Origin of the sequence: Bacillus sp. T17B1 (genome assembly GCF_026796395.1) — a bacterium.
Lineage (GTDB): Bacteria > Bacillota > Bacilli > Bacillales > Bacillaceae > Bacillus > Bacillus spizizenii_A.
Map to the genome: position 1 here is coordinate 168,986 of NZ_JALAYA010000001.1, position 14,728 is coordinate 183,713.

General features: G+C 44.7%; 13 protein-coding genes. 4 read left to right on the forward strand and 9 right to left on the reverse strand.

Features of this window, described 5'->3' with window-relative positions:
* Window positions 1-66: 66 nt before the first annotated feature.
* The 6 genes from pyk to dnaE all read right to left on the reverse strand — a co-directional run bounded on the left by pyk (window position 67) and on the right by dnaE (window position 9,897).
* Window positions 67-1,824 carry a pyruvate kinase gene (pyk, locus tag MOF34_RS00835; RefSeq protein WP_268397990.1) on the reverse strand — a complete coding sequence of 586 codons (1,758 nt, stop codon included), beginning with the start codon at window positions 1,822-1,824 and terminating at the stop codon, window positions 67-69.
* A 41-nt stretch (window positions 1,825-1,865) separates the two neighbouring features.
* Entirely contained in the window at window positions 1,866-2,825 is a 960-nt protein-coding gene (pfkA, locus tag MOF34_RS00840) for a 6-phosphofructokinase (RefSeq protein ID WP_019715356.1), read from the reverse strand.
* A 183-nt stretch (window positions 2,826-3,008) separates the two neighbouring features.
* A complete protein-coding gene (gene accA / locus MOF34_RS00845; protein ID WP_268397991.1) occupies window positions 3,009-3,986 on the reverse strand; it encodes an acetyl-CoA carboxylase carboxyl transferase subunit alpha in 978 nt (325 codons plus the stop codon).
* Window positions 3,971-4,843, reverse strand: a complete 873-nt coding sequence (accD, locus tag MOF34_RS00850; RefSeq protein WP_268397993.1) for an acetyl-CoA carboxylase, carboxyltransferase subunit beta — start codon at window positions 4,841-4,843, stop codon at window positions 3,971-3,973. Before accD ends, accA begins: the two co-directional genes overlap by 16 nt.
* Window positions 4,844-5,181: 338 nt before the next feature.
* Window positions 5,182-6,414 (reverse strand): NADP-dependent malic enzyme, encoded by a 1,233-nt coding sequence (maeB, locus tag MOF34_RS00855; RefSeq protein ID WP_019715359.1) that lies wholly within the window; start codon window positions 6,412-6,414, stop codon window positions 5,182-5,184.
* A gap of 135 nt (window positions 6,415-6,549) precedes the next feature.
* Window positions 6,550-9,897: a DNA polymerase III subunit alpha gene (gene dnaE / locus MOF34_RS00860; RefSeq protein WP_268397995.1), complete on the reverse strand. Its 3,348-nt coding sequence runs from the start codon at window positions 9,895-9,897 to the stop codon at window positions 6,550-6,552.
* Between the two features lie 139 nt (window positions 9,898-10,036).
* Between dnaE and ytrH the strand changes: the two genes are divergently transcribed.
* From ytrH to MOF34_RS00875, 3 genes are all read left to right on the forward strand, one after another.
* Complete coding sequence (ytrH, locus tag MOF34_RS00865; RefSeq protein ID WP_003223537.1) at window positions 10,037-10,378, forward strand: sporulation membrane protein YtrH; 342 nt, start codon at window positions 10,037-10,039, stop codon at window positions 10,376-10,378.
* A complete protein-coding gene (ytrI, locus tag MOF34_RS00870) occupies window positions 10,375-10,878 on the forward strand; it encodes a sporulation membrane protein YtrI (RefSeq protein ID WP_003223535.1) in 504 nt (167 codons plus the stop codon). The genes ytrH and ytrI overlap by 4 nt, the downstream gene beginning before the upstream one ends.
* A gap of 101 nt (window positions 10,879-10,979) precedes the next feature.
* Window positions 10,980-11,171, forward strand: coding sequence for a hypothetical protein (locus MOF34_RS00875; protein WP_019715361.1), 192 nt, complete (start codon window positions 10,980-10,982; stop codon window positions 11,169-11,171).
* Window positions 11,172-11,188: 17 nt separating this feature from the next.
* Here MOF34_RS00875 and nrnA read toward each other — a convergent pair whose 3' ends face one another.
* A complete protein-coding gene (gene nrnA, locus MOF34_RS00880) occupies window positions 11,189-12,130 on the reverse strand; it encodes a bifunctional oligoribonuclease/PAP phosphatase NrnA (protein WP_268397997.1) in 942 nt (313 codons plus the stop codon).
* 130 nt (window positions 12,131-12,260) lie between these two features.
* On the opposite strand from nrnA, the gene MOF34_RS00885 reads away from it, so the two are divergent.
* Window positions 12,261-12,563, forward strand: coding sequence for a YtpI family protein (locus MOF34_RS00885; protein WP_003223529.1), 303 nt, complete (start codon window positions 12,261-12,263; stop codon window positions 12,561-12,563).
* 19 nt (window positions 12,564-12,582) lie between these two features.
* Here the strand turns inward: MOF34_RS00885 and MOF34_RS00890 are convergent, their stop codons facing one another.
* Together MOF34_RS00890 and MOF34_RS00895 are read right to left on the reverse strand one after the other, a co-directional pair.
* Window positions 12,583-13,902, reverse strand: coding sequence for a CBS domain-containing protein (locus MOF34_RS00890; RefSeq protein ID WP_268397998.1), 1,320 nt, complete (start codon window positions 13,900-13,902; stop codon window positions 12,583-12,585).
* 119 nt (window positions 13,903-14,021) lie between these two features.
* On the reverse strand, window positions 14,022-14,705 hold the full coding sequence (locus MOF34_RS00895; protein ID WP_268398065.1) for a metal-dependent hydrolase: 684 nt from the start codon (window positions 14,703-14,705) through the stop codon (window positions 14,022-14,024).
* Window positions 14,706-14,728: the final 23 nt, after the last annotated feature.

Genomic DNA, 14,728 nt, shown 5'->3' on the forward strand with positions numbered 1-14,728 from the left:
CTCTGTTCAACATTAGGCAAGATAAAGAGAAAAGGAAGGGAATATCCCTTCCGTTTTCACTTGTAATTAAAGAACGCTCGCACGGCCTTGGTAGACTGCGCCTCTGGAAGCGTCAACTGTAATTTCTTGGCCTACTGTCAAAATAGATGTTGCATTTTCAAGGCCAACGATTACCGGAATGCCAAGGCTTAATCCGACTACCGCAGCATGGCTTGTCAAACCGCCTTCTTCTGTAATAAGAGCAGACGCTTTTTCAAGAGATGCAATCATATCACGGTCAGTGCTTTTTGTAACAAGTACCGCCCCGTCAGTCATTTTTTGCTCAGCTTCTTTTGCATTTTGTGCAATGACAACCGGGCCGAAAGCTGATTTGCGTCCAATGCCTTGGCCTTTAGCGATGATATCGCCGACAGTGTAAACTTTCATTAAGTTCGTAGTGCCAGACTCACCGACAGTACCTGCTGTAATGACGATCAGATCGCCGTGTTTTACAATTCCGCTGTTCAATGATTTTTGGACAGCATCCTCAAGCATCTCATCTGTTGTGTTCGCATTCTGGCCGCTTTCTGCGAATACGCCTGATACGAGCGCAAGTTTTCTGGAAACAGAATCGTTTACAGTAACCGCAACAATTGGCGCCTGTGGACGGTATTTCGCGATCATACGCGCTGTATGGCCGCTTTCAGTCGGTGTTACGATCGCAGCAGCATTCAGGTTAATTGCCGTATGTGCGACAGATTGTCCAATTGCGTCTGTAATCGTCATTCCTACTTGATCTCTGCGTTTTGACAGAATTTCTTTATAATTTAAAGCTTCTTCAGAACGTGACGCGATGTTGTGCATCGTTTGAACCGCCTCAACCGGATAGCTTCCAGCAGCTGTTTCACCAGAAAGCATGATCGCATCTGATCCATCGAAAATCGCGTTTGCAACGTCACTTGCTTCCGCACGAGTCGGACGCGGGTTGCGCTGCATGCTGTCAAGCATTTGTGTCGCTGTAATAACAGGTTTTCCTAGCGCGTTGCATTTTTTGATCAGCTCTTTTTGCACGAGCGGTACTTCTTCAGCTGGAATTTCCACACCTAAGTCTCCGCGTGCAACCATTAAGCCGTCAGACACTTCGAGAATCGCATCGATATTGTCAACGCCCTCTTGGTTTTCGATTTTAGGGATGATTTGAATATCCTGAGCGTTGTGCTCTTCAAGAAGCTCACGAATTTCAAGCACGTCCGTGGAACGGCGTATAAAAGATGGCGCGATGAAGTCTACTCCCTGCTCAATACCAAAAACGATGTCTCGTGCATCTTTTTCAGTGATCCCCGGAAGATTGACGCTGACGCCCGGTACGTTAACACCTTTTTTATTTTTAAGTGTTCCGTTGTTCATTACTTTTGTTTTGATTTCGCGTTTAGCAGCATCTACATCTAGTACCTCAAGACCGATCAGTCCGTCATCTAACAGAATCGTTGAACCTTTTTCAACGTCGTCAACTAAACCTTCATATGTGACTGAAATTTTATCTGTTGTTCCTACTACCTCGTCCATTGAAACGATAAGCTCTTTGCCTGTTTCGAGCTCAATGCCGCCGTTTTCCATTGTATGTGTGCGGATTTCAGGACCTTTTGTATCAAGCAGGATACCGACATTTTTGCCAAGCTTTTTGCTTGCTTCGCGGATATTTTTAATTCTTGCACCGTGCTCCTCAAAATCTCCGTGAGAAAAGTTTAGACGAGCCACGTTCATTCCTGACTCCATTAATTTCGTAAGCATTTCAACACTTTCACTTGCCGGACCGATAGTACAAACAATTTTAGTTTTTCTCATTTGGTTCACTTCCTTCTGAAATCTTCAGCCTTCAGCTGACATTAAATAGACAGTTCTTTTGAAAGCTGGTACATGTTTTGCTCAACTGTGTGTTTTGTATCCAGTATTTCTATAATATCATGGTCTACAAGCTTATTGTTTTGTATACCTACACAGCGTCCGCCTTTTCCTTCTAGCAGCAGTTCAACAGCATATGCGCCAAGACGGCTAGCCAGCACGCGGTCAGAAGCGCTTGGAGAACCACCGCGCTGGATATGGCCCAGCACAGATACCCTAGTTTCAAGATTTGTTTCTTCTTCAATGCGTTTCCCGAACTCAACACCGCTGCCTACACCTTCGGCAACGATAATAATACTGTGTTTCTTGCCGCGTTCGTGGCCGCGTTTTAAACGGGCAATGATTTCGTGCATGTCATAGTCTGCCTCAGGGATTAAGATTGATTCCGCGCCCCCTGCAAGACCGGCCCACAATGCGATATCACCGGCATGGCGTCCCATTACTTCGATCACATATGTACGTTCATGAGAAGTCGCTGTATCTCGAATCTTATCAATTGCGTCAATTACTGTATTTAAAGCAGTATCGAAACCGATTGTAAAATCAGTGCCCGGAATGTCATTATCAATTGTACCCGGTACACCTACGCATGGAAACCCGTGTTCCGTTAATTTTTTCGCACCCATGTAGGAACCGTCTCCGCCGATAACAACAAGACCTTCAATACCAAGCTTTTTCAAGTTTTCTATCCCTTTTTCACGGCCTTCAACCGTTTTGAATTCAGGACATCTTGCCGTATAAAGCTTTGTTCCTCCGCGATGTATAATATCCCCAACAGATCCGAGCTCAAGCTTTTCAATCTTTCCGTTGATCAATCCTGCGTATCCGTTGTAAATGCCGTAAACTTCAACGTCATGATAAATCGCTTTTCTGACTACTGCGCGAACTGCTGCGTTCATTCCCGGGGAATCCCCGCCGCTCGTTAATACCCCTATACGTTTCATTCTCCATTCACCTCAGCAACATATATGATTAAACATAACATGATCATTGCTCTAAAAACAATGAAAAGGGATCTCCATCCTCCCTATCAAACCTTACCTATTATACAATTAAATAAATTGTTTTTAAATAAAATTTAATGATTGTCACAAAAAATAAACGTGAGCCAAAGGCTTCACGTTTATTTAGTTTACCCCGATATATTGATCTTCAACCGAGACCTTGCCAATTGCTTTATATTTTTCATAACGCTGCTGAACTAACTCTTCTTCGCTCAGCTTCAGCAAAGTTTTCAACGATTGTGTAAGGGTTTCGTCCATATAGCTTGCCTGCAGCTTTACATCGTGATGCGCTCCGCCTTTTACTTCTTTTATCATATGATCTATAATACCTAATTCTTTTAAATCTGGCGCAGTGATTTTCATTGTTTCTGCTGCTTTTTTAGCAAGACTGGAGTCCTTCCATAAAAGTGCCGCGGCACCTTCCGGAGAAATAACAGAATAAGTAGAGTTTTCCAGCATATGCAAGTGGTTGCCTACACCCAGACCAAGGGCTCCGCCGCTTCCGCCTTCACCGATGACGATGCAGATAACAGGCACTCGAAGGCCGGCCATCTCAAACAGGTTTTTGGCAATGGCTTCGCTTTGTCCTCTTTCCTCCGCTGCTCGTCCAGGGTATGCTCCCTTCGTATCAATAAAACAGATAATCGGTCGGTTGAATTTGTCAGCCTGTTTCATGAGACGAAGCGCTTTTCGGTAGCCTTCAGGGTGAGGCATCCCAAAATTACGGACTAGGTTTTCTTTCGTGTCTTTGCCTCGCTGATGCCCGATAACCGTTACAGGAAGGCCATGGAACTTCGCAATCCCGCCGACAATGGCTTCATCGTCCCCGTACGCTCTGTCCCCGTGACATTCAAAAAAGTCGGTAAACAGATGTTCAATATAATCAAGCGTTGTCGGACGGTCCGCCAGACGCGCGATTTGAACACGGTCCCAAGGCTTCAGATTTTTGTAAACATCATCCTGAAGCTTAGCGAGACGGTCTTCGAGCCGTTCGATTTCCGCACTTAGATCCATATCGGAATCTTGGGTGAATTTTTTTAGTTCGGCGATTTTAGTTTGCAGTTCAATCACCGGTTTTTCAAATTCTAATCTTGCAGCCACTCTATGTCACCTCCTGTTTGATGCATATCCAGCAGATTCTCTAACGTTCTTTTCATATCGTCGCGGTGAATAACCGCATCAAGCTGTCCATGTTTTAATAAAAATTCAGCCGTTTGGAAGTCCTCAGGCAGTTTTTCTCCTATTGTCTGTTCAATAATGCGTCTTCCGGCAAAACCGATCAGCGCGCCAGGCTCAGCGAAATTGTAATCGCCAAGGGATGCAAAGCTTGCTGATACGCCCCCCGTAGTCGGATGCGTCATCACTGAGATAATGAGGCCTTGTTCTTCACTGAACAGTTTTAAGGCAGAGCTTGTCTTAGCCATCTGCATCAGACTTAATACGCCTTCCTGCATTCTAGCGCCGCCTGAGGCCGTAAAAATAATAAACGGAACCTTATCAGCTTTTGCTTTTTCAATCGCAAGCGTGATTTTTTCACCGACGACTGAACCCATGCTGCCCATTCTGAATGAAGAATCCATGACAGCGACAACAGCCGGGTGTCCGCCGATGGTGCCCTTGCCTGTCATAACAGCCTCGTTTAAGGATGTTTTCTCGCGATCTTTTTCAAGCTTTTCCAGATAACCAGGAAAGCCGAGCGGGTTTTCAGATAACATTCCCTGATTGAATTCCTCAAAGGATTGTTCATCCATCAGGCTTTCGATACGTTGTTTTGCGTTCATTGGGAAATGATAATCGCAGTTCATGCATACCCGCATATTTTTATCCAACTCTTTAGTGAGCATGATTTTTTTACACTTAGGACATTTTGTCATAATGCCTTCCGGAACATCGTTTTTCGCTTGATCAGACGGTACGGAAGCATACTTTTTCTTTTTCGTGAATATATCCTTTAACAAATGATTACCTCCCTTTTGTGAAGGGTTCTCTTCACCGCATGTCATCAATCAGATGGACTTGCTAATAACTTTACCGAAACTATTGTACTTTTTTTGTCAAACGCTGTCATCCTCAATTCGACAACTTTTTATTCAATGCCGTGTTCGGAAAGGTTCGGATGAATTCAGATAAGACGTTGAAATAACAGGGTTGGCAACGCATTCAAAAGCAATGTTAAACCCGGCTGAAATTTTTTTAAGGGCGACCCCCCTAAAAAAATTTCAGCCGCAGTTCAACTTGAGAACAGCGCGCCGGTCTCAGCCAACGCGCTGCCATTTTTGGAATGAATTAATTAAAATTATTCACCAATAATCGTAAGTTTTCTCGTTTTTTCTGCGACTTCCTCAGGGTCAACAGTGATTCTAGCAACACCTGTTTCCATCGCCGCTTTTGCCACAGCTTTCGCAACAGCAGGCGCAACACGTTTATCAAACGGTGCAGGGATGACGTAGTCTGCGCTAAGCTCATCTTCTGAAACCAGTGAAGCAATGGCTTCAACTGCTGCGATTTTCATTTCTTCGTTAATGTGAGTGGCGCGTACATCAAGCGCACCGCGGAAAATGCCAGGGAATGCAAGAACATTGTTTACTTGGTTCGGGAAGTCAGAACGACCCGTTCCAATAACGCTTGCGCCAGCTTCACGCGCATCTTCCGGCATAATTTCCGGATTTGGATTTGCCATCGCAAAGATAATAGGATCTTTTGCCATACTTTGAACCATTTCTTTTGTTAACGCTCCTGCAACAGACACGCCGATAAATACGTCAGCATCAACGATGACATCTTTCAGAGAACCGTCTTTGCGGTCTTGGTTTGTGAATTTCGCCACTTCATTTTTGACATCGTTCATGCCTTCCGGACGCCCTTCATAAATCGCTCCTTTTGAATCGCACATCACGATGTCACGCACGCCGTAATGGTGAAGAAGCTTGATAATCGCAATACCAGCTGCACCGGCGCCATTTGCGACAACTTTAATGGATGACATTGATTTTCCAGATAGTTTCAGCGCGTTTACTAGACCTGCTACCGTTACGATGGCAGTACCGTGCTGGTCATCATGGAAAACCGGGATGTTTGTTTCTTTTTTAAGGCGTTCTTCAATGATAAAGCAGTTTGGCGCTGCAATATCTTCAAGGTTGACGCCGCCAAATGTTGGTTCAAGCAATTTAACAGTTTCAACGATTTTATCAACATCGTTTGTGTTTAAAGCAATTGGGAACGCATCCACGCCTGCAAAGCTTTTGAATAGAACAGCTTTCCCTTCCATGACAGGAAGCGCGGCTTCAGGACCGATATTTCCAAGGCCAAGCACAGCTGTACCGTCAGTTACAACTGCTACCATGTTCCCCTTCATTGTATAATCATATACTTTGTTAATGTCTTCATGAATATCCTTACACGGTTCTGCAACACCTGGGGAATACGCAAGACTTAAATCTTTCGCGTTTCTGACTTCTACTTTCGATTTAGACTCAAGTTTCCCTTGGTTGACTTTATGCAGGTGTAATGCTTCTTCTCTTAATGTCATTCTCCTAAACACTCCTTATGGATATTTTTGATTCGTATATTGCTGCGTTGAATGCTGCATTCTGCGGAGTTAATCTATCTGAATATTTAAACAGGGTCACATAATTGCTCCAATTGTATAACAAAAAGGGAGTCGTTACCACTGTTTTAAAACGACGTTTTTTTGACCCAACAGCTCTTTTAAGCGATATAATACCTGGTGATCCGCATTGATATGAAACGACTCAGGAAGCTTAATCGTCTGTTTCTGCCTTTCATAATAGAGATAAACGCCTGTTTCCCCTTTATGCTCCAGCAAAATGCGCTTAATCTTTGCCAGGATCTCCTGACTGTGCTGACTGCTTTCTATTTTTATATAAACCGATGGCACGTTTTCTGCATCCATATTTTCTAATATTTCTGCCCGGGACATGATAAACTGGACCTTATCCTGCCTTACTTCACATTTCCCCGCTGTGAACAAAAGAGCTCCTTCTCTTAAAACGGGAGAAAGCTGTCTGAATTGTTCAGGAAAGACTACGGCTTCCATTTCACCGGTTTCGTCACTGAGCGTTAAAAACGCCATGTTTTGACCTGCTTTCGTCCGAATCGTCTTGATCTTCGACAGCAGAACGCCGAGAGAAAGCTGCCTTTTGACAGCCTGCTGGGCCTGCAGAATGGACACTGCCCCGTGCGCAGCCAGCTGTTTTCGGTAGGCAGCGAGCGGATGATTTGAAAAATAAATGCCGAGCGTCTCTTTTTCAAACGCAAGTAAATCCACAAGCGGAAGCTCCTCCGTCTCCACATACTTTGGCTTAATTGAAAACGATTCATCTAAAAACAATCCCATTTGGTCATCGTCCGCGGCGAATAGCTCAGTATGTTCCAAAGCAACATCAATGGATGCTAGAAGCGTGGCCCGATTTTGGCCGAATTCGTCCATCGCACCAGAAAAGATAAGTGCTTCAAGCATCTTGCGATTTACGCTTTTTGACGGTACGCGAAAGCAGAAATCGAAAAGATCTTCGAATGGTTTCTCTTTTCTTGCTTTATATATATCTTTTACTGCTGAGACGCCTACACTTTTAATCGCGCGAAGGCTGTATCTGACAGATCCGTCTTCAACTGTAAACGGAAAACTGCTTTTGTTCACTGACGGAGGAAGGATACGAATCCCGCTCCCCTTAGCTTCGTAAAGATATTGAGATATTTTATCCTCATTGCCAATGACACTTGTCAGCAATCCGCACATAAAATATAACGGATAATGAGCTTTCAAATACGCAAGCTGGCAGCCAATCATGCTGTATGCCACCGCATGGCTTCGGTTAAAGCCATAATTTGCGAATTTGACGATTAAATCGTAGACTTCATTTGCAGTGTCTACAGAATACTCCTTTTTTAAGCACCCTTCAACAAAATGGCTCCGTTCTCTGTCCAGGATTTCTTTTTTCTTTTTGCTGACCGCCCGTCTCAGCATGTCCGCTTCGCCTAAAGAAAATCCTGCCATGCGGGAAGCAATCATCATAATTTGTTCCTGATACACAATGACGCCATATGTATCTTCCAAGATGCTCCTTAAATCTTCATGAGGATAGTGAACAGGCGCCCGACCGTGTTTACGGTCGATAAATAGCGGAATATTTTCCATCGGACCAGGCCGGTACAGCGCATTGACCGCCACAATATCCTCCAAGCCTGAAGGTTTAAGCCGCTTCAAGACACTTCTCATCCCTGCAGATTCAAGCTGGAAAATTCCTGTCGTATCCCCTTTTGACAGCAAGGAGAACGTTTTGTCATCACGGTAGGAAATACTTGAAAGATCTATTTTAATGTTTTCTTCTTTTTCGATCATTGAAGTGATGGACTCGATGAGAGTCAGGTTGCGCAAACCTAAGAAATCCATTTTTAAAAGGCCCAAGTCTTCAAGATGATCCATCGCGTATTGCGTCAAATATATCCCTTCATGCCCTTCCTGAAGAGGAACAACATCTGTTAATGGTTCTTCACTCAGGACAACGCCTGCTGCGTGGGTTGATGTGTGCCTTGGCAGCCCTTCTATTTTTTTGGCAATCGTATAGACTTGCTGAAGCAGGCTTGACTCCCGAATCCGCTTATCCAGCTGCGGCGACTGCTTTCTCGCTTCATCCAGCGTCATGCCCGGCCTTGCAGGAATGAGTTTTGCAAGCTGATCTGCTTCCTTCGGGCTTACGCCAAATACTCTGCCGACGTCCCGAAGCGCCGCTTTTGCCGCAAGTGTTCCAAAGGTAATAATCTGCGCAACATGCATCGCACCGTATTTCTGCTGAACGTATTGGATGACTTCATCTCTTCTTGTATCCGGGAAGTCAATATCGATATCCGGCATACTGATACGTTCGGGATTTAAAAATCGTTCAAACAGCAGGTGATGTTTAATCGGATCAACATCTGTGATATACAGCACATAAGCCACAAGAGAGCCAGCCGCAGAACCCCTTCCCGGTCCCGTGACGATCCCTTTATCATGGGCATATTTCATAAAATCCCATACGATCAGAAAGTAATCGCTGAATTTCATCCGCTTGATGACACCAAGCTCATATTGAAGACGGCGAAGATATCGTTCATCAGGCGTGCCAAAACGGCTGCGGAGTCCTGCCATACAGATGCCCGTTAAATAATCATCAGCGGACGTTCCGTTTGGAGTCGGGAAAGACGGGAGACGGGTCTGCCCGAGGCTGACATCAACCCGGCATTGTTTCGCGATCTCAACAGATTCTTGCAGTGCTTCGGGTTGCTCTCGATAAATGTTTTGCATTTCTTCGAGCGGTTTCAAATCGAGATCAGGAAGGTCTTCGGCGGGTGCATCCGTCAGTTTTTCACCTGCTTTAATCGCTTTCAGACAGCGGTAGGCAGCCTTATCTTCTTTCTTTATGTAATGCACATCGCCTGTCGCCGTTACAGGGATACCCGTTTCTTCAGACAGACGCAGAATCTGCTCAGACAAGGCTTGATTCCCTTTAAAAGGCTGATAGGAGAAATAAAAAGCCCCCTTTCCGAATATAGACTGAAATTCAAGTGCGGCTTGCGCAGCCTGTTCAAACAGCCCTTCTTCAAGAAGCATTTCAATATATCCTTTTTCGCCGGGCGTTATTGCGATAATGCCTTCTCGATAACTGTAAAGCCATTTCGGCTTCAGCCCGTCTTTTGATTTCGATTGCAGGACGCTGCTGATTTTCAACAGGTTTTGATAGCCTGTATTTGATTTAGCCAGCAGGACGAGCGGGTAGGCTTCAAGCTCGTTATTATCTGTAAAAACAGAAGCCGTCAAACCGATTATCGGAGTGATTCCTCTCGCCTTGCATGCTTTATAAAATTGAATAGCTCCGTACATGACATGATCATCTGTCAGCGCCAAAGACGTATATCCGAGCCTGTCAGCTTCACTGACGAGCTCTTCCACAGCCGCGGCGCTATTTAGCAGGCTGTACCCGCTATGCACTTGCAGGTGAACAAAGGACATGCTATCACCTCTTTCTCCTTACGATCCATTTCTTTCTTCATTATAAGTCCGGTTTGCAAAAGAAACAAATGTTCTTTTTCGACTACTCATCATACTTGTCCTGAAAGCCCAATATGATATAAAAGGCGAGGTGATAAAGATGGATCAGGAAGCAGGATTTATGGTGAATTTTATTAATAGTTACTTCATTGCGTTAGGGGTGCTGATCGGGGGCGCACTCATCGGAGGTCTCGGAGCATATTTGGCAGGTGAAGCCCCGCTTACGGCGATTACAAAGCTTGCGAACCGGTTAAAGATATGGGCGCTTGTCGCAGCAATCGGAGGCACCTTTGATGCGGTATACAGCTTTGAACGAGGTATTCTTGAAGGCAATACGAGAGATATCTTTAAGCAGCTTCTTTTGATTATCTCGGCTATGGGCGGCGCGCAAAGCGGCTGGCTCATTATCTCATGGCTGACTCAGGAGCATCTTTCTTCATGAGGGTCCCCCAGCATTACAAAAAACCGGGGTGGCAGCGTTTTTTCGCGGGAATGATGTGCGGAGCCGTAATCAGCTGGTTTTTTTTCCTGTTTACCTACGGAACATTCCAAGAGGAGCAGGTCAGCCTCATCGAAAAACAAAAAGAGCATGTAAAAGACTTGAACAATCAAATTTCAATCTATCAGGAAGACCTCCATAAACTGAATGAAGATAATAAAAGAAAACTGCTGATTCAAAGCGTCAGCGTTAAATTGCTGAATGGGGATAAATATAAAATATCGCAGCCGGATAAAACGAAATTCGAGGAGCATGTAAAGGATGATATTTCAGAGGTGATTACAAAAGACATAGAGAGCGTCTATCAAACAAAAGATCTTTTAAAACGGACAATCGAAAATAAGGTGTATATGATCAATGAAAAAAAATACGAGGCAACCGTCAAGGAATTAACGATTTATACAAGATTGACAGTAGAACTTGAAATATCATTCGCCACATAATTATGGATTTTTTTAAAATCCTCCAAACTTCTGTCGCTTTTTTCCATTCTTTTTTATAAACTATATGTGAGGCTTAATGGCGAAAGGAAGGAGGAAGGGAAATGGAGGTTTACAGTGACCGTCAGTTAGCAAAAGATCAAACAGCCCGGCTCAGACAAGGTTTTTCTGCATATGCCGAAACACACTCACTCGCTTCCCTCATCAAAAAAGAACTTCAATCTCACAATCTCCAAGTCTATGAGGACCTTACTGATTTTGGCTGCTGGTTCATCCCCGTCACAGATGAACACTAAGAGAGAGGGTCTCCCCTCTACTCGTGTTCTTTACATAATGCTTCCAGATCAGCTAATATCCGATCAGCTTCATCCCAACTGTAAATAGAGGCGCCTGAAGCAAGCGGATGCCCTCCGCCATTATATTTCCGGGCAAGTCCGTTAATGACAGGCCCCTTCGAGCGGAATCTAACTCTGATTTGATCGTCTTCTTCTACGAAAAACACCCAAGCCCGAATACCTGAGATATTCCCAAGCGTCCCGACGAGCTGCGACGCTTCTGATGCCGTTGTGCCGAAATTTTCAAGCGTATCTTTTTTGATAAAAACAGAAGCTGCACCGTTTTCGGACAATGACACATTTTGAAAGATATAGCCGTTAAGCTTCACCACATTCAGTTTTGTTTCATACAATTGATTAAACAACTCTGAGGAAGAGAATGGATACTGAATGAGCTCGCCTGCATATTTTAATGTTTTTTCCGTTGTATTCGGAAATAAGAAGCGTCCGGTATCTCCGACGATGCCGGCGTAGATGAGCTCTGCCGCTTTCGTATTCAGCTTCCAGCCGTGCTCTTTTCCTTCTAAATACAGCTCGTAAATCATTTCACTTACTGAGCTGGCGCTTGTATCGACCCAGAGAAGGTCACCGTATTGATCTTCGTTCGGATGGTGGTCGATTTTTATCAGTTTAGCGCCGGAAGGATAACGCTGATCGTCGATTCTTTCCTGATTTGCCGTATCGCAGACAATGACAAGTGCGCCTTCATATGTTTCATTGTCCACCTCATCAAGGGAATATAAGAAAGAGAGGGACGGTTCAGGCGTTCCGACCGCAAAAATATTTTTTTCAGGATATGTTTCACGCAGGATTTCTGTAAGTCCGCACTGTGATCCGTAGGCATCCGGATCAGGACGCACATGTCTATGTAAGATAATCGTGTCATATAATGATATGGTTCTGATCAGTTCTGTTTTCATTTGATACTCCTTTATTGTTTTTATTCATTAAATCACATTCTCTGCCGACGGAAAAGAAAAATAACGTCAAAACCAAGCCCGTTTTGGTATAGAATGGGTTTGTAAACTTTTACGATGGAGGATTTCATTTATGCTGGTTCTTGTTTTTTTGATTGGGCTTTCAGCCTGCTTTTATGTGTACTATAAAGTAAAAGGCGTTCGGGCTAAGCAATCTTTGGAGAAAGAAATCTGTTCAGCAAAATCAAGCATGGCCTTAGGGTCACTGGTCCTGTTCTACGGGCTCAACCAAATGATATTATTTCATTCTGTATTAACGTTAGTAATTGGCGGTATCTTTATCGTCATAGGAGCAGGAAGCGCTTGGGCAGGTTATAAAGCCTATAGGCATTACTATCCCCTTCACGCCAAAGAAGCTGAAAGAGATCACGCGTAAGGGGCGCCTTAAACGTCCCTTAGCTTCTTTCCATCAGCTGAACCATCAGCATCGCTTTTGACACGATATGGCCCTGGCTGTGCACTTCAACTTCCATTTTTCCAAACTTTCGGCCCGCCTCCAAAATGCGCGGTTTGACTTCGATGACCGATTCCATCTGCACAGGCTTCAAAAAGAAAATGGTGATGCTTTCGATGACGAGCTCGCCGCGTTTTTTCGAGCGCAAAAACCGGTTGGCCGCTTGCGTCAGAATGGTCGTAAACACACCATAAGAAATGGTTCCGAGCTGGTTTGTCATCTGCGGCGTGACTTCATACTCGTAAACCGTTTGATCCTCTTTATCATCACCCTCATCTTTAAATCCCCTTGAAACGATATCATCAAGCTTCTCCCCGACCTGCGGTTGCTTTTGAATCATTTGAAGCGCTTTTAACACGTCTTGGCGGCTGATCATGCCAATCAGTTTTTGGTGGCCGTCAGTGACGGGAAGCACTTCGATTCCTTCCCATACCATCGTTTGCGCCGCTGAGGCGACAGAGGTTTTCCCAATAACCGTAACAGGATTTTTAGTCATGACCTTTTCGATAGGTGCGTTTCGGTCATGGCCGGCGATATCTTTTGATGTTAGGATGCCGTGGATTTTCGACTGGTCGTCGACAACCGGGAACCGGCCGTGCCCCGTTTCAAAGTTTTTCTCATACCACTTTTCAAGTTTATCCTTAGGCGAAAGATATACCGTACGGTCAGCAGGCGTTAAAATGTCCTCGACCAGGACAATTTCTTTTTTGATCAGCTGGTCATAAATCGCCCGGTTGATCATTGCGGCGACTGTAAAAGTGTCATAGCTTGTGGATAAAATCGGCAGCTCAAGCTCATCTGCCAGCTGCACAATGCTGTCATCCGTGTTAAAGCCCCCGGTCACCAATACAGCCGCGCCCGCTTCGAGCGCCTGTCTGTGTGCGTTGATTCTGTTTCCGACAATTAAAAGATTGCCCGCTGCGGTGTAACGCATCATCGCATCCAGCTCCATCGCGCCGATGACAAATTTATTCAATGTCTTATGGAGTCCGGCTCGTCCTCCGAGCACCTGTCCGTCTATGACATTTACGACTTCCGCATATGTAAGCTTTTCAATATTCTCTTTTTTCTTTTGTTCAATCCTAATTGTACCCACACGTTCAATCGTGCTGACAAACCCTTTATTCTCTGCTTCCTTAATTGCTCTGTACGCGGTCCCTTCGCTTACTTTCATTTCCTTTGCAATTCTTCGCACAGAAATTTTTTCACCGACAGGCAGTGAATCAATATACGATAAAATTTGTTCATGCTTCGTTGCCAAGCGTTTCACCTCTAAGGACAGTCTTCTGCTTTTATTATAAGGTTTCGGAGGATTTATACGCAATGAGCGGAGAAAATAAAAAACATCCCCCAGAGAAATCAGGGGATGTTTTCATTCGTTTAAAGCTCGATCGTCTCACCGACCGCCATGACTTTTCCGACTCCGCCCGGCAGGCTGTCAGCGAATGCCTCAGGGTCTTGTTCGATGACCGGGAATGTATTGTAATGCACCGGCACGACCTGTTTTGCGCGCAGCCATTCAGCGGCAAGCTTTGCGTCTTCAGGCCCCATCGTAAAGTTATCGCCAATCGGCAAAAAGGCAATGTCGATATGATTCAATTCGCCAATAAGTTTCATATCAGAGAAAAGAGCCGTATCGCCCGCGTGGAAAATCGTTTTATCTTCTACTGTCAGCAAAATACCGGCTGGCATGCCTGTGTAAGTAATCGTTTTGTTTTCTTCATCTGTGATGGCTGATCCGTGAAAGGCCTGTGTGAGTTTCACTTTTCCAAAATCGAACTGGCGGGAGCCGCCGATGTGCATCGGATGAACATTCAAACCTTTCCAGCCTAGGTACACGGCGAGCTCGTTCGGAGCTACAACCAGCGCGTTGTTTTGCTTGGCGATTTGCTCAGTGTCGCCGACATGATCATTGTGGCCATGCGTCAATAAGATAACGTCTGCTTTTACATCCTCCGGCTTTACATCCGTTGACGAATTCCCTGTCAAAAACGGATCAAATATAATATGGTGATCCTTCGTTTCCACTGTGATTACAGAATGTCCGTGATATGTCACTTTCATTTCTTTCACCTCGTCCATTTTTT

Coding starts and splice junctions, on each gene's coding strand:
- pfkA (WP_019715356.1), bottom strand. CDS start 2,825: ATGAAACGTATAGGGGTATTAACGAGCGGCGGGGATTCCCCGGGAATG.
- dnaE (WP_268397995.1), bottom strand. CDS start 9,897: ATGTCCTTTGTTCACCTGCAAGTGCATAGCGGGTACAGCCTGCTAAAT.
- maeB (WP_019715359.1), bottom strand. CDS start 6,414: ATGACATTAAGAGAAGAAGCATTACACCTGCATAAAGTCAACCAAGGG.
- nrnA (WP_268397997.1), bottom strand. CDS start 12,130: ATGAAAACAGAACTGATCAGAACCATATCATTATATGACACGATTATC.
- pyk (WP_268397990.1), bottom strand. CDS start 1,824: ATGAGAAAAACTAAAATTGTTTGTACTATCGGTCCGGCAAGTGAAAGT.
- MOF34_RS00895 (WP_268398065.1), bottom strand. CDS start 14,705: ATGAAAGTGACATATCACGGACATTCTGTAATCACAGTGGAAACGAAG.
- ytrI (WP_003223535.1), top strand. CDS start 10,375: ATGAGGGTCCCCCAGCATTACAAAAAACCGGGGTGGCAGCGTTTTTTC.
- MOF34_RS00885 (WP_003223529.1), top strand. CDS start 12,261: ATGCTGGTTCTTGTTTTTTTGATTGGGCTTTCAGCCTGCTTTTATGTG.
- ytrH (WP_003223537.1), top strand. CDS start 10,037: ATGGATCAGGAAGCAGGATTTATGGTGAATTTTATTAATAGTTACTTC.
- MOF34_RS00875 (WP_019715361.1), top strand. CDS start 10,980: ATGGAGGTTTACAGTGACCGTCAGTTAGCAAAAGATCAAACAGCCCGG.